Below are 18,847 nucleotides of genomic sequence, written 5' to 3'. Positions count from 1 at the left end.
TATACAAGTACTATTTTTAGTATCATTTAACGGTGGTTTAGATGCTTAACGCTCTTTAATTCTGGATGGAACAGGACAATAAAGATTTTTATTATAGGAACTTTTTTGTAAATATTTAGCCTTATATTTGCAATTTAGGAGCTAATACACGTTGTAAGGTTTTATATTTTTGTCAATCAACAGACACACCGCAAATAAAAAAAAGGCGCTAGATGCTGTTATAACAGGAATTAAAATAAAATTTAAATATTATAAGTTGTAATTTTGTACTCAATTTTTGATTTTACACTCGCGTGAGATTTTAGATTAAAAATAGTACAACCAGCAGCTGTTAGGTATTTTAGGTTGCGTGAGGGATTACTTCGCTTATCGTTTATCCTCATCGGAGTTCAGTGAATTTCATTTGCAGTGAAAATCCTTTTATTTTTTCTTTAAAAAATAAAAGATTGTTGCGTAAAGTCCCAACCGAAGTTTTACGAAGGATCACGCCCAAAGAATTAGAAACACACAATTAAATATATAATATGAAATTTTTTATTGACACGGCTAATTTAGCTCAGATTAAGGAAGCACATGCATTAGGCGTTTTGGATGGCGTTACAACCAATCCTTCGTTAATGGCTAAAGAGGGAATTACAGGTAAAAACAGCATTTTGAAGCATTATGTTGACATTTGTAACCTAGTTGATGGTGATGTAAGTGCCGAAGTTAATGCTTTGGATTACGACGGAATGATTAAAGAAGGCGAAGAATTAGCGGATTTACACGAGCAAATCGTAGTAAAATTGCCTATGACTAAAGAAGGAGTTATGGCTGCTAAATACTTTTCGGACAAAGGAATTAAGACCAATGTAACTTTAGTATTCTCTGCTGGACAGGCTTTATTGGCTGCAAAAGCGGGAGCTACTTACGTTTCTCCATTCATCGGTCGTTTGGATGATGTATCTACAGATGGTTTGGCTTTGATTGAAGAAATCAGATTGATTTATGATAATTACGGGTACGAAACTCAAATTCTTGCAGCTTCAGTGCGTCACACTATGCATATTGTAAACTGTGCAAAAATTGGTGCTGATGTGATGACTGGACCACTTTCAGCTATTTACGGATTGTTGAAACACCCTTTGACTGATATTGGATTAGCGCAGTTTGTGGCTGATTTCGAAAAAGGAAATAAATAGATTTAAGATTGTAAATTGCTTCGCCAGTTCACCTTTTTAGGCTCGGGCAACGATTTTTGATTTTGAGATATCGTTATAAATAAAAACTCCCATTATGCTAAGCAAAATGGGAGTTTTTTGTTGGTTTGGTTTTGGTTATTATGTGTTGAAATTAGTGCGCTCCACCCACTTCTATTTCTTTTCCGATTCCTTGTTTTTCTAAAATCCCGATAACTTTCCATCCGTAGAATGCGATGAAAGCGAAACATAAAACAGGAATGAAGTAAGACGTATGAATTCCGATTATGTCCGCTAATTTACCTTGTAATGGCGGGATAATTCCACCACCAAGGATCATCATTACCAAGAAGGCAGAACCTTGAGACGTGTATTTCCCTAAACCTGCAATGGCTAAGGAGAAGATAGATGGCCACATGATACTTAAGAATAAACCACCGCTCATAAAAGCAAAAATTGCAATGGTTCCAGTAGTGAATAAACCAATAAGCATAGCTGTCATTCCCATTAAACCAAAAATCATTAAGGTTCTTGAAGGTTGGTCTTTTCCTAAAAAGAAACCTGCGATTTGGAACAAAATTACAAATGCGTAAGCATATAAAGGCGTTACATCTTGTCCAGAAATAGCGTTTGCAGCTAAAACTACTCCAAATGCGATATAAGGAACAACAATAAGTAAAATTTTCTTTAATTGTGATGATGGGTTGAAAACCGTAATAGCTCCTGCCCAACGTCCAATCATTAAACTTCCCCAATACATAGACATATAGGGTGCTAAAGCAGGTCCAGCTATAGAACCAAAATCAGCGGTCACCAATAATTCACCAAGGTTACTTCCAATGGTTACTTCGACACCTACGTAAGCGAAAAGGGCTAACATTCCCAAAACTAATTGTGGGTATTTCATTGCTCCCCATCCTTCAGGATTTTTTTGAGCAGTTGTATTGGCGAAAAACAATCCAATAACAACTACCAAAAGTGTAGAAACTGTTAGGCCTAATCCTAAATAATCTTTTTCTTTATTCTCAATAAAACGAGTGATAAATTCAGCATCTTCATAACGAGAAAAGATATAAGCAAAAATGGCAACCAAAATTACAGTGATTGCAATTAAGGTTTGCATTGCTTTGTTAGCCGTTTCAAAAGAAGAATCACTTTTTCCAGCCGGTAATTTTTTTGAAAAATGGAACAAGGCTGCTGCCAATAAAAAAAGTGCACCAACTGCAATGTACAGCGTAATCATTGAATCTAGAGAATCTGCTTTTTGTGCAAACTTTTTAATGAATTCATCATCTACTTCAATTAAAGGTATTGCTCCAAATAAAGCAATAGAAACTACGATCGGGCCAATCGTGGTTCCCAAAGAATTGATTCCTCCTGCAAGATTCAATCTGCTAGATGCAGAATGTGGTTCACCAAGAGAGGCTGCAAAAGGCTGAGCCGATGTTTGTTGTAGTGAAAAACCAAGTGCAACAATAAATAATGCGCCTAGAATAAACAAATAACTTCCTTGTGTTACTGCAATTATCATTAGTACAGCTCCAAATGTACTGACCAATAATCCGTAAATAATTCCTTTTTTGAATCCCCAACCGTTAAGAATATCTTTTTTGGCAATACTGCTAAAAATGAAAAGCAATAAAGCACCGATGTAATAAGCACCATAAAAAGCAAAATCGATTAGTTGACTTTGAAATTGATCTAAGCCAAATTTAGCTTTGCAAAATGGAATAAAAATCCCGTTTGACGCTCCAATAAAACCCCAAAAGAAAAATACGGTTATGAGCGTATAAAGCGCGGAATTGTTAGACTTTGTTTGTTCTGAATTCATAAGTATACATTGGTTAATGATTAGTGTTAAATACTTTTTATAACTGTAAGACCGTAAATATATTTGTTAAGTAAATCAAAAAAAAATAATTCAGAATAAATATTGTTAGAATTATTGAATAACCAATTTTTGTTGGAAATACCTGCTTTTTTTTCAAAATTTTTGCTAATTCTAAAACAACGACAAATTAGAAATTTGGTTTAGAATATTCTTTATCGATAGAAATAGTCTAAGATTTACATTATTTAATAATTCTAATTGGTAATTTCAGTAATTCGATTTCTGTTATTTTTTATTTTCCTTGCTCTTTTAAAAAAAACTATCTTTATAAATCAGTAAAAAAAAAACAATATGAAAAGTACTTCAGAAGGAAAAACAGATATTAGTTATGAAAGTATCGGTAAATTTGAGGAAACACGATTTGAAAAAATTCATAATAAAATTTTCAAAAATGCTTCGGAAGCGTCTTTGATAGTTGCCCAGGAAATAGCACAATTAATTGTATCCAAGCAAGCCGAAAACAAATATTTATCCTGGGTTTGGCAACAGGTTCGTCGCCTATAAAAGTGTACGAAGAATTGGTTCGGATGCATAAAGAAGATGGTCTCAGTTTTAGTAACGTAGTTACTTTTAATTTGGATGAATACTATCCAATGAAGAAAGAGAATAATCATAGCTATCATTATTTCATGCACGAGCATTTGTTCAATCACATTGATATTAAACCGGAAAATATTAATATTCCTGACGGAACAATTCCTATTGATGCGCTCAAGCAATATTGTATTGCTTACGAAAATAAAATAATAAATGCTGGCGGACTTGATTTTCAATTGTTAGGAATTGGTCGTACTGGCCATGTGGGGTTTAATGAACCGGGTTCTCACATCAATTCTGGAACTCGAATAATCACTCTGGATTACATTACTCGAGTCGACGCTTCTTCTGATTTTAATGGTATTGAAAACGTTTCAAAAAGAGCCATTACGATGGGCGTTTCGACTATTCTTAAATCAAAAAGAATTATTTTGATGGCTTGGGGCCAAAATAAAGCCGATGTGATAAAAAGTACTATTCAAGGTGATATCAGCCCCGAAATCCCAGCAACCTTTTTGCAGAATCATGATAATACCACTTTTGTTTTAGACCAATCGGCGGCTTCGGAACTAACCCGATTCAAAACACCATGGCTTGTTCAAGATTGTAATTGGACATTGGAACTTAAATGTAAAGCGATTGTTTGGTTGTGTTTAAAAACAAATCGCTCCATTCTAAAATTAACCGATAGGGATTATAACAATAACGGGATGTCAGATTTACTGGCTTTAGAAGGTTCTGCTTATGATTTGAACATCAATATGTTCAATGTATTGCAGCATACCATAACAGGATGGCCAGGAGGAAAGCCCAATACGGATGATATTAACAGACCTGAAAGAGCGAATCCCGCAAAAAAACGAATTATCCTTTTTAGTCCGCATCCGGATGATGATGTGATTTCGATGGGAGGGACTTTCTCTAAATTGATACGACAAGGACACGATATCCATGTCGTGTATCAAACTTCAGGAAATATAGCGGTTACGGATGAAGAAGCGTTGAAATTTGCGGAGGTTTGTATTGATTTTGTGGAAAATGATGTAACAAAAATAGATTTTCAATCGGTTATTGATTTCTTGAACAACAAGTCAGAAAACCAAATGGATTCTCTCGAAGTTCTGAAACTAAAAGGACTTATTAGACGAAGAGAATCGTATGCGGCAGTGCGGTATATTGGATTAAAAGAAGCGAATATTCATTTCCTAGATCTGCCTTTTTATGAAACGGGACTAATTAAGAAAAACCCAATACATGACAAAGATATTGCAATTGTAAAAGCGATTATTGAAAAAATAAAACCGCATCAGGTTTTTGCAGCCGGCGATCTTGCAGATCCGCACGGAACACATGAAGTTTGCCTTAATGCTATTTTTGCTGCAATGGGAGCTTTGAAACCCGAACCATTTATGAAAGACTGTTGGTTGTGGCTCTATCGAGGCGCATGGCATGAGTGGGAAATTCATGAAATCGATATGGCTGTTCCGTTAAGTCCAGAGGAAGTAATGCTAAAAAGACACGCTATTTTATACCATCAATCACAAAAAGACCGCGTGATGTTTCAAGGCAATGATTCCAGAGAATTTTGGGTGCGTGCCGAAGACCGAAACAAACATACGGCAAAATTGTATGATGATTTGGGATTGGCTGAATATGAAGCCATCGAAGCTTTTAAACGTTTTGACTATTAAAATATATTGGATACCTAAAACTATGAAATACTTTTTAATACTATTATTTGGAACTTTTGTTTCGAATGCTCAAATTGCTTCTGAGCAATTAAACCTGATGCCTTGGCCGCAAAAGATAAAGTTGTTCGAAGGTACTTTTGCTTTAAGCAAAAATTTTAAAGTGAATATTACCGGGAATCCAAATGACCGAATTTTTATAGGCGCAACCAACTTCGTACGACGATTGGACGGCAGAACAGGATTGTTTCTGGAGCAGAGTTTTTTGACGAAGATCAACGAAAAACCGGAAGCCGAATTACAAATAAATTGTACTCGCAATGGAAAAATAGAAATTAATGAGGACGAAAGTTATCAACTTATAATTGCCTCGAATAAAATAATCATTAATGCAACCAATGATTTAGGAGCGCTGCATGGTTTAGAGACTTTATTGCAATTGCTGCAAAATAATAGTACTTCGTATTTCTTCCCGGTTGTTGAAATTACGGATTCGCCGCGTTTTACCTGGAGAGGCTTGATGATTGATGCGGCACGACATTTTCAGCCGGTAGATGTTATCAAAAGAAATCTTGACGCCATGGCTTCCATGAAAATGAATGTTTTTCATTGGCATTTAGCCGATGATCAAGGATGGAGAATTCAATTAAAAAATCATCCAAAATTAACAGAATTAGCCTCAGATGGTAATTTTTATACTCAGAAAGAAATCAAAAATATTGTACAATATGCTGATGAAAGAGGGATTTTAGTTATTCCCGAAATTGATGTTCCTGGACATGCTTCGGCATTGTTGACTGCTTATCCAGAAATAGGAAGTAAAGTAGGCGAAGGGAAAATTACGTACGAAATACAAAGAAATTCAGGAATTTTCAACGCGACTTTAGATCCAACAAACCCAAAAACGTATGAAATTTTAAGCTCAATTTTTGATGAGGTTTGTCCGTTATTTCCGAGCAGTTATTTTCATATTGGTGGTGACGAAAACAATGGAAAAGAATGGAATGCCAATCCCGCAATTCAAAAATTCAAACAGGATAATAATTTAATGAACAACCATGATTTACAGACTTATTTTAATATGAAGTTGATTCCAATTCTCAAAATACACAATAAAAAATTGATGGGTTGGGAAGAAATAATGACTGAAAATATGTCCAAAGATGCCATAATTCATGCTTGGAGAGGAACGAATGAAGGTCAAGAAGCTGGTGGAGCTTTGATCAAAGCTGCAAAAAGCGGTTACAATACCGTTTTGTCTAATGGGTATTATATTGATTTGATGCTGGGTTTAGAAAGTCATTATTTAAATGATCCCTTACCCAAAAAAATCATTCTTAGTCCGGAAGAAAAAGCAAGAGTTTTAGGAGGAGAAGCAGCGATGTGGAGCGAACTCGTAACGCCATTAAATATTGATTCGAGAATTTGGCCAAGAACCGCCGCAATAGCCGAGCGATTATGGTCTAACGCCGAAGTAAATGATATTAACCGTTTGCGCAAAAGGTTGAAAACTATTTCTTTTCGATTAGAAGAACTCGGAATTACGCACATTAGAAACAAAGAAGTGATTTTGAGAAACATCAGCAACAATCAAGATACGCGAGCATTAAATGATTTTTCGAACCTATGTGAGCCACTGAAAAATTACAAGCGCAATGGAGGCGGAAAGAAATATCGCATGCATTCTCCGTTAACCTTATTTGCGGATGCTTGTAATGCCGATGCGGCTCAGGCTTTGGATTTTAACGAAGCAGTAAATACCTATCTAGACAATAAAACCGTTGCTAATAGTAAAGCTGTGACTAACTTTTTTAAGAAATGGGTTGTTATGAATAATGATTTGATTGCTTTAAGTACCAATGCTCCTCTTGTACAGCCCCTTTTGCCTTTGTCTCAAATTTTGAGTGATTTAGCAGAGCAGCTTTTAAGTGAAATGGATAAAAAGAAGAAAGTAAATCCAACTTTAATGAAGGATTTATTAGAAAAATGCAATACCAGAAGTCCTGCCGATGTCGAATTAGCTGTTTACACGAGCCTGAAAAAGTTAGTAGACATACAATAAAGTTAACGCAGGCTTTCTGAAATAAGATATTTGAATTCCTGTTCGTCGCGACGAACAGGAATTTTTTTTAAATCACTATAAACGAGAGTAAATTTCACTGCTCAAAATGTATTTTTGGAATTCAGTAAATCGGTATTTTTTTCGTATTTTTGCAAAAATTTTATAAAATAAACATTCATGTTAACAGTAAATAATTTATCAGTTCAGTTTGGCAAACGAATTTTGTTTGACGAAGTAAATACGACCTTCACACACGGCAATATTTATGGAGTTATCGGAGCCAATGGCGCTGGAAAATCTACTTTTCTTAAAATAATTGCAGGTGAAATGGACCCAACTTCGGGAAATATTCATTTGGAACCAGGAAAACGTATGTCGGTTTTAAACCAAAACCACAATATGTTTGACGAAAGCACCGTATTGGAGACTGTTATGATGGGGAATAAAACTCTTTATGCGATCAAAAAAGAAATGGACGCTTTGTATTTAGATTACAACGATTCAAATGCAGACAGAATAGGGGAATTGCAAGTGCAATTTGAAGAAATGAATGGTTGGAATGCAGATTCTGATGCGGCATCGATGTTGTCCAATCTTGGAATTACTGAGGAGCATCATTACACTTTAATGGGAGATCTTGAAGGGAAAATAAAGGTTCGTGTCCTTTTGGCACAGGCGCTTTTTGGAAATCCGGATTTACTTATTATGGATGAGCCTACCAATGATCTGGATTTTGAAACTATTGCTTGGTTAGAAAATTTCTTAGCCAACTATGAAAATACAGTTATCGTAGTTTCTCACGACAGACACTTTTTGGATTCTGTTTGTACGCATATTTCGGATATTGATTTCAGCAAAATAAATCATTATTCCGGAAATTATACTTTCTGGTATGAATCAAGCCAATTAGCAGCAAAACAGCGCGCACAACAAAACAAAAAAGCAGAAGAAAAGAAACAGGAATTAGAAGAATTTATTCGTCGTTTTAGTGCGAATGTAGCCAAATCAAAACAAGCTACTTCGCGTAAAAAAATGATTAGCAAATTGAATATTTCCGAGATAAAGCCATCAAGTCGTCGTTACCCGGCAATTATTTTTGATCAAGAACGTGAAGCAGGAGATCAAATTTTGAATGTGCAAAATTTAAGCGCTTCCATCGATGGAGAAATTTTGTTCAAAGGAGTAGATTTGAATATGGCAAAAGGCGATAAAATCGTTCTTTTCTCGAAAGATTCCCGTGCAACAACTGCATTTTATGAAATATTAAACGCAAATCAACCCGCAGATTTAGGAACTTTTGATTGGGGAGTTACAACTAATCAAGCCTATTTGCCAGGTGATAATCATTCCTTTTTCGAAAGTGATTATTCTCTTGTAGATTGGTTGCGTCAATGGGTAAAAACCGAGGAGGAACGCGATGAGGTAAACATTCGTAGTTTCCTTGGGAAAATGATTTTCTCGGGAGAAGAAGCGTTAAAAACCTGTAGAGTATTATCCGGAGGAGAAAAAGTGCGTTGCATGTTGTCCCGAATGATGATGGAAAGAGCTAATGTTTTAATGCTTGACGAACCTACCAATCACTTGGATTTGGAATCGATTACAGCTTTTAATAACTCATTAAAAAACTATAAAGGTTCTGTTATTTTTACCACACACGATCATGAATTTGCTCAAACCGTTGGAAATAGAGTTGTTGAATTAACACCAAATGGCGCTATTGATAGATATATGACGTTCGATGAATACTTGGATAACGAAGGTGTTCAGGAATTAAGAGCTAAAATGTACACCATATAAAAAGTAATTTATATAAAATAGAAAATCTCCCGCAATAGTGGGAGATTTTTTTTTAATACTAAAGTCATGTATTATTACAGATATGCTTTTACTGTTGCAGTTACTATGTTTGAAAAAAGCTAAACAAAATCTATTGATAGGGGTATTTAGTTTCAACTATTTCCTTGGTATTGGAACTAAAATGGATATCCAATAGCCAAATTAAATACTAAATTTTCTCTGCGCCATGGACCACTTCCAAAATCAATTTTATCCAAAACCCATCGGTCGCCGTCAGCTAAATAAGGTTTTCGCAGTGGGAAGGCAAGATCTGTTCGAAGAATTAGAAATGAAAAATCAAAACGCAACCCAGCTCCAGCTCCAACGGCTATTTCATTCATGAATTTTTTCGAAAACTTGGCTCCTGGTTTCTCTGAATTTTCATTCAACAACCAAATGTTTCCCGCATCTAAAAATAAAGCACCATTTACTAATCCGTAAATTTTGGCTCGGTACTCTGTATTAAATTCCAATTTTAAATCACCGGATTGATCGGGTAAAAAAGTACTGGTGTTTGCCAAGGCGCCATCAAAGCTTCCAGGTCCAATAGAACGGGCTCTAAAAGCTCGTAAACTATTAGTTCCGCCTATAAAGAATTGTTTTATAAAGGGCATTTCTCCTGAATTTCCGTAGGCAAATCCGGCACCTACAATGATTCGGCTGGCCAGCTGGGAATCAGGTCCTAGTTTATAATAATGTCTAAAATCATTTTCTATTTTTACAAACTGGCTAAACGGAACATCAAAAATTTTAATTGTATCCCCTCTTTTACTATTTGCTCCTGTAACTAATCCAGCTACATTTCCAGCTAAATCGATTGTGCCTTTGTAATAGAAGGTGTTTTTCTTCCTTTTTTGCAAGGTGTTGGTGTACGTATAGGAGTAGGTTGGCCCAAAGATTAATTGTTTTTCAATCACTTTTCCTAACGATTCATTTGCCAAAATTTGCTCTTGGTACAAAGGAGTAACGTTTTGCGGACTGGCGTAGGTAATCTCCGTAATATTAAACAAATGTTCTTTTCGTTCATTTTCTTTCCACAAATACCCGAAAGATCCTTTGAAGGTTTGTAAAGAATACAATTTGGTTCTGTTTTGGAATTCATACCCTAATGTTGCTTTTGTTTTTGGGACAAAACCACTGGGAGAATTAAGCTTAAAAGGAGCTACTAATCTTGGCCAAATCAAATTCGCCTCCGTTCCAAAACGGTATACATTAAAGCCATTATTTTGTCCGGAAACTTGTACTTCAACCCCGCCAAAAGCTGAAATGGTCAATAATTCTGCACCTCTGAAGGTATTTCGGTTGCTCCAGTTTAAACTCAGTTCCGTTCCCGTGTAATTTGCTGAATTGGTTTTAGCCAATAGTTCTAATCGCAGGGATTTCTTGGGTAAGGGAGTAAGATAGTAATAGACATCTAAGTAATTGCCAATAGTATCTGAAACTCTGAACTGGTTTTTTACAAATTTGAATGTTCCTAAATTCACTAAGCGATTCAACGATAAATTATGATCAGTTCGGTTGTACAAATCATTTTTTTTGAAGTACAAAGCCCGATCAAAAATTCGGGGTTTGAATAAATTTTCAGGATCTATGATGGTGAGATCGTTGTATTTTTGGGTAGAGTCCTTATCAATTTTTAAACTATCACTGCCAATGGTGTAATTAGGATAGACGATAATTTTATTAATTCTATAGGGAGTTTCTGCTAGTTTAGGAGCTTCGTCCTTAATTTTCACAATAAGATCAACCTGATGATCAGCGACAGTACTATCAACTTGAACTTTCAGATAATCGGGGTTGAAGTAAAAATAACCTTTTTCTTTAAGTCTGGCATCAATACGAACCCTTTCCTCTTTTATCCGCTCAAGGCTGTATCCTTCCTCTTTTTTTAAGAGACTTCGGCGTCTGGTATTGTTAATTGCTTTGGCGATCACGGAGGAATCAAGAGGAAATTTTACTTCCTTGATTTTATATTGTTTTGCTGGCTTTACAAGATATGTCGCACTTGCTTTTTTTCCTTTGCGAGTGGAATCTGCAGAAGTGGTTGCATTGAAATAGCCACTATTTTCAGAGAAGTTTTGCAAGACACTTTTGTTGTATTCTAAATCTACTTGGCTGTATAAAACAGGAGCTTCACCCACTTTGTTCTTTAACCAATAGCGCCATCCTTTTTCTTTCTTTGGCGTCCCAGCCAAATTGTAGAGGTACAATTTGGGTCGCAATCCTAGAAAAACACTATTGAGTTTGGGTCTAACAATAGCTTTTAACTGGGTTTTTAACGCTTTGTTTTCCTTTTTAGTAATATTTTGTCCTTCCACTTTTATTTTCGCACCAGTATACAACAATTCTCCTTCCGGTAAAAACCGAGTGTTGCTACACGATGAAGCGAGCGCCGCTACTAATAGAAAATATACTAAATAGCTCTTATTCATCTGACTTCTTTTTTGATTCTTGTTTTACTTTTTTGATTGCTTTTTTTGCTTCACTTTTTACAAATAATTCTTTAAATTTATTGTAGTCCAAAGTGATAACAAAGGCAACGCCTGTTTCAACTACTTCTCCTTGAAGTGCTACTTGATATTTGTTCACACGGTACACTCTTATTTTATACCTTCCATCTTTAGAGAGTTGATAATCTAGCGAAACATCTCCTGCAATATTATTTGCATTCTGGTTGACTTGTTGTGGTCCTTCAATACCAAAACTGCTTCCAACCGTTACTTTCAAGCGGTCATTTAATAATTTCTTAGATAATCCAACATTTAGATCGGTCTTGTTTTGCTGCTGCCCAGTGGTATAATCATTAGAAGTATTTAAGTCAAAATTAAGTTCGACGCCTTCAATTAGATTGCTTGCCAAATTATTAAGTTGTTGTGATAGAATTTTACTAGCACTTTCCCTGGCTATAGTTGATACATTAGTTCCGCCAGTTTCACTTGCAAATGGATTTTCACCTATAAAGCGATTCAGCAGGAGTAAGGCAAAAACCTGTTTGTTCATTTCATCAGGTTGCTGACGTAATTGCGTCAATTTAGCCTGTGTCGAATTAATAATTTCTGTTGAAACACTGTTATTCCCTTCCGGCAGTATAATGTCAAAGGAAATAGTTGGTTTCATTAATTCCCCTGTCATTTTAAGATTAGTTTCAAAAGGAATTTTTTGCTTATATGTATTTCTTATCTCAGCAGTAACCGATCCTAGTTGATCGTTGATTAAATCGATTGGAGCTGCTTCTGTTTTATAAATTGCCGTGATATTTATATCGGCCATTGTAGGTTCTCCAGTCCAGAGAATATAACTTCCTTTTTTTATGTCGAATTTTCTTTTGATTGCATTAAAATTCATTTCGTAACTACCTTCAGATAGCTCGTATCTGCCGGTTAATGTTGTTTTTCCTGAGGGATCAATTCCACCGTTCAACTGTGCTTCTCCTTTTAATTTAAGGAAATCCCCATTGGCTTTATCGATAACCAGCGATAATTCAGCATCTTTGTCTATTTCAATATTCACTGAGGCGTTGATTCCCTTTATATCCATTTCACTGTTCAGTTCATCTAAAGCAATGGTTTCAACTAGTTGAGGTTTATCTTGGTCTATAAATTCTACAATACCCTCTCTATCGGCTATTGATGGGTCTGATTGTGGCAATACAACAGTAAATTTAGTGTCTTTATTTATTTTGATATTGCCCTCTACAATAGGGTTTTCAAAATTCCCAGTTATTTCTAAATGGTTGTCTAAATACAATTCACCGTAATACAAATCATTGTCCTTAGCTGTGGAATTAACGGCTTTAAAATTTTCGGCATCAACGGTTAAATCAAAACCAAAATTCCTAAAATTGGTACTATTAATCTTACCGTTGATGGCTAAGTCATTTTCCAGCTCATCCTTGACAATAAAATTATTAAAAATAATAGCATCGTTGGTAAAGATTATTTTATCATTTATAGATTTGAATTGTGCATTAAGTTGTGTCGCTTTGAAACCGATAGCATTAAATTGTAATTCCCCAACAACTTGTGGTTGGGAGGTATTTCCTGTAATTTTGAAATTTCCGTTCAAAAAACCAGTACTTTCGGTTATGTTATCCAAAGTGAAGCCTTGAATACTTTTCAAATTTAGTTTTTCAATATCCAGATTCATATCAAAACTACTCTGATCCGTTTTGTAAAATCCTTCTAGAGTAACCAGATTTCCTTGGCCAGTGATTGCAATTAGGGCATCATATTGGTTTGCAATGCTATTATTGACTTTGATGCTTATGTTGCCAACAGTATCTTTTTTGAAAGTAAAATTTTCAATGTTTAAGTCTGAGGTAAAAAGTGGGGTGGTACTTATATTTTTTACCAATGCATTTCCATTGATCTTACCGCTAAGTTGTAACTCTTTTTTCTCAACAAAACTCGTGATAGTTTTAATGTCAAAATTGTTAAAAGCAATTGCTATTGGAGCATTTTGGGTAGTCGATTCGGATTCAATCCGAAGCTTACTTTCCTCTTTACTCAACTCAAATTCATCTACATAAATTCCCTTTTTGCCAAAACGCACCAAATTGTCTTCTGCTATATTCCATGATTCATAGTTCAGCAATAAATTTGTTGGATCCAGATTTATCTCATTATTTCCGTTTATGCTCTTTAATGTTCCCGAAATTAAATACCGTTCCACGTCCTTAGCATCTTTTAATTGCAAGGTGTAATTCACGCGATTGTTTTCCACTTTACCGGTAATACTGGTGTGTGGCAACTGAATTTGTTTGTTTTGGATGTCGTCTATAACAAAGTTGTAAACCAGCGCTTTGTCTTGTGTATCGATTTTTAAAACGGCATTTGTAATGGTGTTTTCTGCGTAAATTAGTTTTGTAATACTACCATTCAAAACAATAGAATCATTTACAGAATTGTATTTTCCGGTTAAAGTAATAGGTTCTAGACTTTTCAAATCAGGAATCATTTTTAGTATAATCGGGCTATCTTTTATATTAATTGCAAAAGCAAATTGTTGGTTTTCGACTGCTATTTTTTTTGAATTCGGGCTGCTATCATAATATTTTGCAACAGAATTGGATACGGCATCAACAATATTCGACCCCTTATATTTTCCATTAACTTCAGCATCTAAAAAAGGAGCTTTGATGGATAATGTGTTTTTTTCACTGGTTGATGTGGCTACTACTGTAATAGAATCTATAACAAATTGATCTTTGGCATTGATAACCGAAATGCTGTGTGCATTGAGGGTTCCATTTAGGTAATCTAAATTTGCCGATTGAATGTCAGCATCAATAACACCTCTTATTTTTAATGGTCCTGCATGTAAATTTAGCTTTTCTAAATCTGCAATATCCACATTTAATTTTAATTTTCCAGAAGGATATTTGTCCCTAAAACTACCGCTACTCAAGACATCAAAAGTCAGATTAGGATCTTTAGCGGAAGCAATTACATTAAATTTTCCTTTGGCGATAGCTCCTCTTACATTTATATTTTTATAAGTATATTTATTATAGTATGCTTTTTGAATACTTCCGTTTAAGGAAGCTATTGCTGTTTTTGGATCAAAACCAGTTCCCTTAATGTTGGTCTTTAAAGTTACTTTTCCAATGGAATCATTTTTGATAAATTTACCTAAATCAAAATTAGTCAGTTCAGCTTGGACATTATATTTCTCATAATTTTTCCTAGTTTGATCAAATGTTCCTTTGATTTTAGCATTACCAAAGCTACTAATCAAATTCATGTTGGTATTAAAATCGGTAATCGTTCCTTTAAAAGTTCCTTTAGCGCTGAATTGTGATGGGAGCTGAATTGAATTTGGAATTGTTCCTTTAGGTAAAAAGCCAACAAAATCTTTAGCTCCTGATTGTAACTCTTTTATATTTAGGTCAAAATACGTCTTATTGATATCTGGCAAACCTTCAATGGTTCCGCTTGCTACTACTTTTGTATTTCCAATGCCGCTAATAGAAATGGATGGGAATTGCATGTTTTTTACCTTTCCTTTTACGGTTCCATTGATTAGCAAAATAGCATTGGGATTACTACTAAATGGATTTGTATTGTATAAAGTAGGGGCAAAAAGTAAAATATCTTTGACTCCAACTTTACTTTTCTTAAAATTAGCTATTAATCCTAATTCCCCAGGATTTTTGGCTAAAGACGCAAGGGATGGGTACCCAATTCGGATTTCATCTTTTAATTCTGTTTGCGGTGTTTTTAAATATAATTTTTTAAAGAAAGCATTCTTTTTTCCGTAGAAAAAGTCAGCGGTAAAAGATTGAATGTTTAAGCCACTTTTATCTTTTACAGAAAGGGAAGTAGCCGTTCCAGAAATGTTTTCCGGATTGTAACTCAGCGCATCCACTTGCAAGTTTAAATTGGTAAGATTTAAATGATTGTAATCGATTCCTTTTTGTACTGCTGCGACATTGTTGTTATCGTAGCGAAAATTAATACGTTTGAACTCCGTTGCATTTACTTTGACTTGCCAATTCGTAGATTGTGTATCATTAGATTCTTGCGTGGCATTTATTTTATCTACTTTGCCAAGAGTTAGTGCACCTTCTACGCCAGTAAGATTGAGACTTTCAATAATAGCAAATTTATTATTGAGATCCATTTTGTCAATTTTAGCAAGCAGTTTTTTCAAATAAAAAGTAGTAGCTAATTTTGTGACTTCATTTTCATAATCAAAATCTATTTTGGCTAAATCAATTTCTCCAAGTTTTAAATTTAAAATGGATTCTGGCTCATTTTTTATTGTAGCTTCTGCTGTGGAAATGGATGGTTGAGCTATGCCTTGTTTTAGTTTGAATTTCAAACCATTGATTTTAGCTTTTGGAATTTCAAAGCTCATTTTTTCAAGATCGAAGGTTTTAATTTTTGTTTCAAAATGATTTAGATTAGCATAAATCGTATTGTTTGTGACAACATCCTTATATTTAAATTGAACGCGATCCAGCTTGATTTCTTCGACAGAAAATTGCATGGGTGGTGAATCACTTTTTTGCTTTTCTGGTGAAGCAAATGCTTTAATAATGTAATCAAAATTAAAAACAGCCTTCGAATCTCTGCTTAAATTTGCTGAGATGCCTACAAGGTGGACGGAATTAATTTCGACTTTATTGTTCATTAATTGAAATAAACTAATGTCAACAGCCAACATTTCTCCAGCAAAAAGAGTGTCTTTTTTTTGATCTTGAAAATAAACGCCTTCCAAAATCACTTTTTTAGGCATACCAATTTCTAATCGGTCAATGGTCACTTTGGTTTTTATTTTTCCTTCCAAGTAGGCTACCGCTTTGCTTTTGGCATAATTTTGAACAGAGGGAATTTGAATGGCAATAACCACTGCTAAGAATAATAGAATTACAGATCCTATTATCCAAAGGAAAACTTTTAAACTTTTCTTTAAATATTTTTTCAAATGAGGTAAATTTTTGGCTAAAAATAGCAAATTTAAATCAGAATTGCAATTTCAATCCCAAACACAACAGCCTGTAAAGTTCAAAATTTGATTGTTAAAAAGCTTATATAATTTAAGAATAAAGTTGTAAAATTCTCGAGTCTATTTGCATTGAAAAAAGTGTTCTTTAGGTTTTATAGATGGGAATTTCATTAAAATGTTCCGCTACTTTCTCCTCTAATAAAAGGTCTTTCACAGCCATTAAAATCGCTTTGTTGGCGGTAAAAAGTTCCCTATTAAAATTGATGACCGTCGTTATATCAATACTTTCTATTGTAGTAAGTTGCACCTCTGTGTAAAAGGTATTAAGAGCCGAGGTATAGTTTTTTTGAATGCTATCAAATAAAGATACCAGTTCGTCAAAACTAGACTGTTTTTCTCTGAATAAGAGTCTATTTAATTTTAAATAGAGGCTTTCAGTTTCTTTTTTATTGTGCATAAAAAACTGGTATTTGATATCTTTTGAAGAGTGGCTCAGATTTGTAATATTACTACCAATGTCTTTTACACTTTTGACGGCATGCATAGCACTTCGTACGGCAGATATAAATTGGTTGAGTTCTGAACTTTGTTTACTGTTCAGTTTTGTTCGTAATTTTAGATAGAACGCCTGTAGCTCACCTTGGAGCTGTTTCAGAAACTCATATTTTTCTTCACTTGTTTTCGAATTATAGTTTCGTTTTTCATTAATTGCTGAAAAATCATTTTGTTTGTAAAAATCGAAGTTGTTGATTTTAAATAATTCCAGATTGAAAAGTATCGAGTTGTGTATAAAGTAGTGGGCTTCTAGACGAAATAAATCCAATGCCGATTCCGGTTCTTCAATGGAAGCATGGCCTAAAAAAGCTGCAGTATTGCCATCCGTATTTTTGAAAAAACGCTCTAAAAATTTAGTAAATGAATCTAATACTGGAAGAAATAGCACGATGGCTAATAAATTGATCAAACTAGAAAAGGTAACTAAACCAATCAATGGATCTTTAATTTTGATGCTATCAGTAATTAGTAATAGAATGGGTTTTAATAAGATAAAGGCAATGGCAGTAATGAAAATATTGAAAAATAAATTGCCCAGGGCTACCCTTTTTTTGGAAGCATTACCACCTATGGCACTTACTAATATTTTAATAATTGTGCCAGTTTCTCCGCCTAAAACTATAGCAGCTGCCATAGGAAATCCAATTGCTCCAGCGTTTAAAGCGCTTAATGTCAGTGCCATGGTCACGGAGCTTGATTGTACAATAAGTGTAATTAAAAAACCAATAATCAGAAAGACAAGTAATGGCATTGAAGCATACGGCGAAAAGTCAAAGTGCTGAACTTGTGATTCCATCGCTGATTTCATAAAGGAAAGCCCGATGAACATCAATCCAAATCCCAAAAGAAAATAAGAAACGTATTTTATGTTTTTTCGGTTTCCTAATAGGATCAATAGAAAACCGCCTAAGCAAACGGCTGGATATGCAATAACTTCAATATTCGTTTTAAAACCGAGTGTGGCCACTAACCAACTGGCAATTGTTGTTCCTAAATTTGCGCCTAGGATAATGGCCATTGCATTTTTCATTGTAAAAACACCGGCGCCCACAAAAGCTAAAACCATTAAAGAAACCATAGAACTGCTCTGGAGAATACCAGTGACAATGGTACCACCAACTACAGCGCCAATATTGTTTTTAGTAATCCGTTGCAAAAATAGTTTGAAACTTCTTCCAGAGAGGTTTTTTAGGGATTCCTCAACAAGGTAAATAGCGAACAGGAATAAACCCACGCCAGCACCTAGTTTTAGTATTGTATAGACCGTTTCCATAGCTTGATTTGGTATTAAAGATACTCAAATTTATAAGATGGTACACGAACCAACCTCATCCTTATTTCTAGCGATTAAAAAGGATAATGGAGCCGATTTAACTTTGAATTGGTGATAAAAGGAATGCAAACAATAGTTTTAATTTTCACTAATGAGTATCATAAACGCTATTTTTCAACAGATAATATTTAAGGTAAATACCTACTTAAATAGTGTTATAGCAAATTATCGCTATTCTTATTGAAGGGATACTTAAGAGAGCTGTTATGATGGTCTCCTTAAAAACAGCACGATGGTTGTATTCAATAGTTTTTCAATTGTAATAATCGAATTTAGGCTTTAGTTTTTCGTGATTTTAAAATATGGTGCTTTTAAAGC

7 protein-coding genes and 1 pseudogene are annotated in these 18,847 nt (G+C 34.6%); 4 read left to right on the top strand and 4 right to left on the bottom strand.

Going from position 1 to position 18,847, the window contains the following annotated elements; all coding sequences use genetic code 11:
• Nucleotides 1–524: 524 nt before the first annotated feature.
• A complete protein-coding gene (fsa, locus tag BLS90_RS12845) occupies nucleotides 525–1,181 on the top strand; it encodes a fructose-6-phosphate aldolase (protein WP_091258319.1) in 657 nt (218 codons plus the stop codon).
• A gap of 151 nt (nucleotides 1,182–1,332) precedes the next feature.
• Here fsa and BLS90_RS12840 read toward each other — a convergent pair whose 3' ends face one another.
• Complete coding sequence (locus tag BLS90_RS12840) at nucleotides 1,333–3,009, bottom strand: MFS transporter (protein ID WP_091258317.1); 1,677 nt, start codon at nucleotides 3,007–3,009, stop codon at nucleotides 1,333–1,335.
• A 351-nt stretch (nucleotides 3,010–3,360) separates the two neighbouring features.
• Between BLS90_RS12840 and nagB the strand changes: the two are divergent.
• The 3 genes and pseudogenes from nagB to BLS90_RS12825 all read left to right on the top strand — a co-directional run bounded on the left by nagB (nucleotide 3,361) and on the right by BLS90_RS12825 (nucleotide 9,153).
• Nucleotides 3,361–5,297 (top strand): annotated as a pseudogene (gene nagB, locus BLS90_RS12835) (glucosamine-6-phosphate deaminase).
• 22 nt (nucleotides 5,298–5,319) lie between these two features.
• Nucleotides 5,320–7,356, top strand: coding sequence for a beta-N-acetylhexosaminidase (locus BLS90_RS12830; RefSeq protein WP_091258383.1), 2,037 nt, complete (start codon nucleotides 5,320–5,322; stop codon nucleotides 7,354–7,356).
• A 177-nt stretch (nucleotides 7,357–7,533) separates the two neighbouring features.
• Nucleotides 7,534–9,153 carry an ABC-F family ATP-binding cassette domain-containing protein gene (locus BLS90_RS12825; RefSeq protein ID WP_091258315.1) on the top strand — a complete coding sequence of 540 codons (1,620 nt, stop codon included), beginning with the start codon at nucleotides 7,534–7,536 and terminating at the stop codon, nucleotides 9,151–9,153.
• 176 nt (nucleotides 9,154–9,329) lie between these two features.
• Here the strand turns inward: BLS90_RS12825 and tamL are convergent, their stop codons facing one another.
• The 3 genes from tamL to BLS90_RS12810 form a co-directional block, all read right to left on the bottom strand.
• Nucleotides 9,330–11,624 (bottom strand): translocation and assembly module lipoprotein TamL, encoded by a 2,295-nt coding sequence (gene tamL, locus BLS90_RS12820; protein WP_091258313.1) that lies wholly within the window; start codon nucleotides 11,622–11,624, stop codon nucleotides 9,330–9,332.
• On the bottom strand, nucleotides 11,617–16,620 hold the full coding sequence (locus BLS90_RS12815; RefSeq protein ID WP_091258381.1) for a translocation/assembly module TamB domain-containing protein: 5,004 nt from the start codon (nucleotides 16,618–16,620) through the stop codon (nucleotides 11,617–11,619). Before BLS90_RS12815 ends, tamL begins: the two co-directional genes overlap by 8 nt.
• Nucleotides 16,621–16,786: 166 nt before the next feature.
• Nucleotides 16,787–18,469 carry a Na/Pi cotransporter family protein gene (locus BLS90_RS12810; protein ID WP_091258311.1) on the bottom strand — a complete coding sequence of 561 codons (1,683 nt, stop codon included), beginning with the start codon at nucleotides 18,467–18,469 and terminating at the stop codon, nucleotides 16,787–16,789.
• Nucleotides 18,470–18,847 lie beyond the last annotated feature (378 nt).

Origin of the sequence: Flavobacterium omnivorum (genome assembly GCF_900099915.1) — a bacterium.
Classification (GTDB): Bacteria; Bacteroidota; Bacteroidia; order Flavobacteriales; family Flavobacteriaceae; genus Flavobacterium; species Flavobacterium omnivorum.
This window is presented reverse-complemented; position numbering and strand designations above follow the sequence as displayed.

Coding starts and splice junctions, on each gene's coding strand:
- BLS90_RS12830 (WP_091258383.1), top strand. CDS start 5,320: ATGAAATACTTTTTAATACTATTATTTGGAACTTTTGTTTCGAATGCT.
- tamL (WP_091258313.1), bottom strand. CDS start 11,624: ATGAATAAGAGCTATTTAGTATATTTTCTATTAGTAGCGGCGCTCGCT.
- BLS90_RS12840 (WP_091258317.1), bottom strand. CDS start 3,009: ATGAATTCAGAACAAACAAAGTCTAACAATTCCGCGCTTTATACGCTC.
- BLS90_RS12810 (WP_091258311.1), bottom strand. CDS start 18,469: ATGGAAACGGTCTATACAATACTAAAACTAGGTGCTGGCGTGGGTTTA.
- BLS90_RS12825 (WP_091258315.1), top strand. CDS start 7,534: ATGTTAACAGTAAATAATTTATCAGTTCAGTTTGGCAAACGAATTTTG.
- fsa (WP_091258319.1), top strand. CDS start 525: ATGAAATTTTTTATTGACACGGCTAATTTAGCTCAGATTAAGGAAGCA.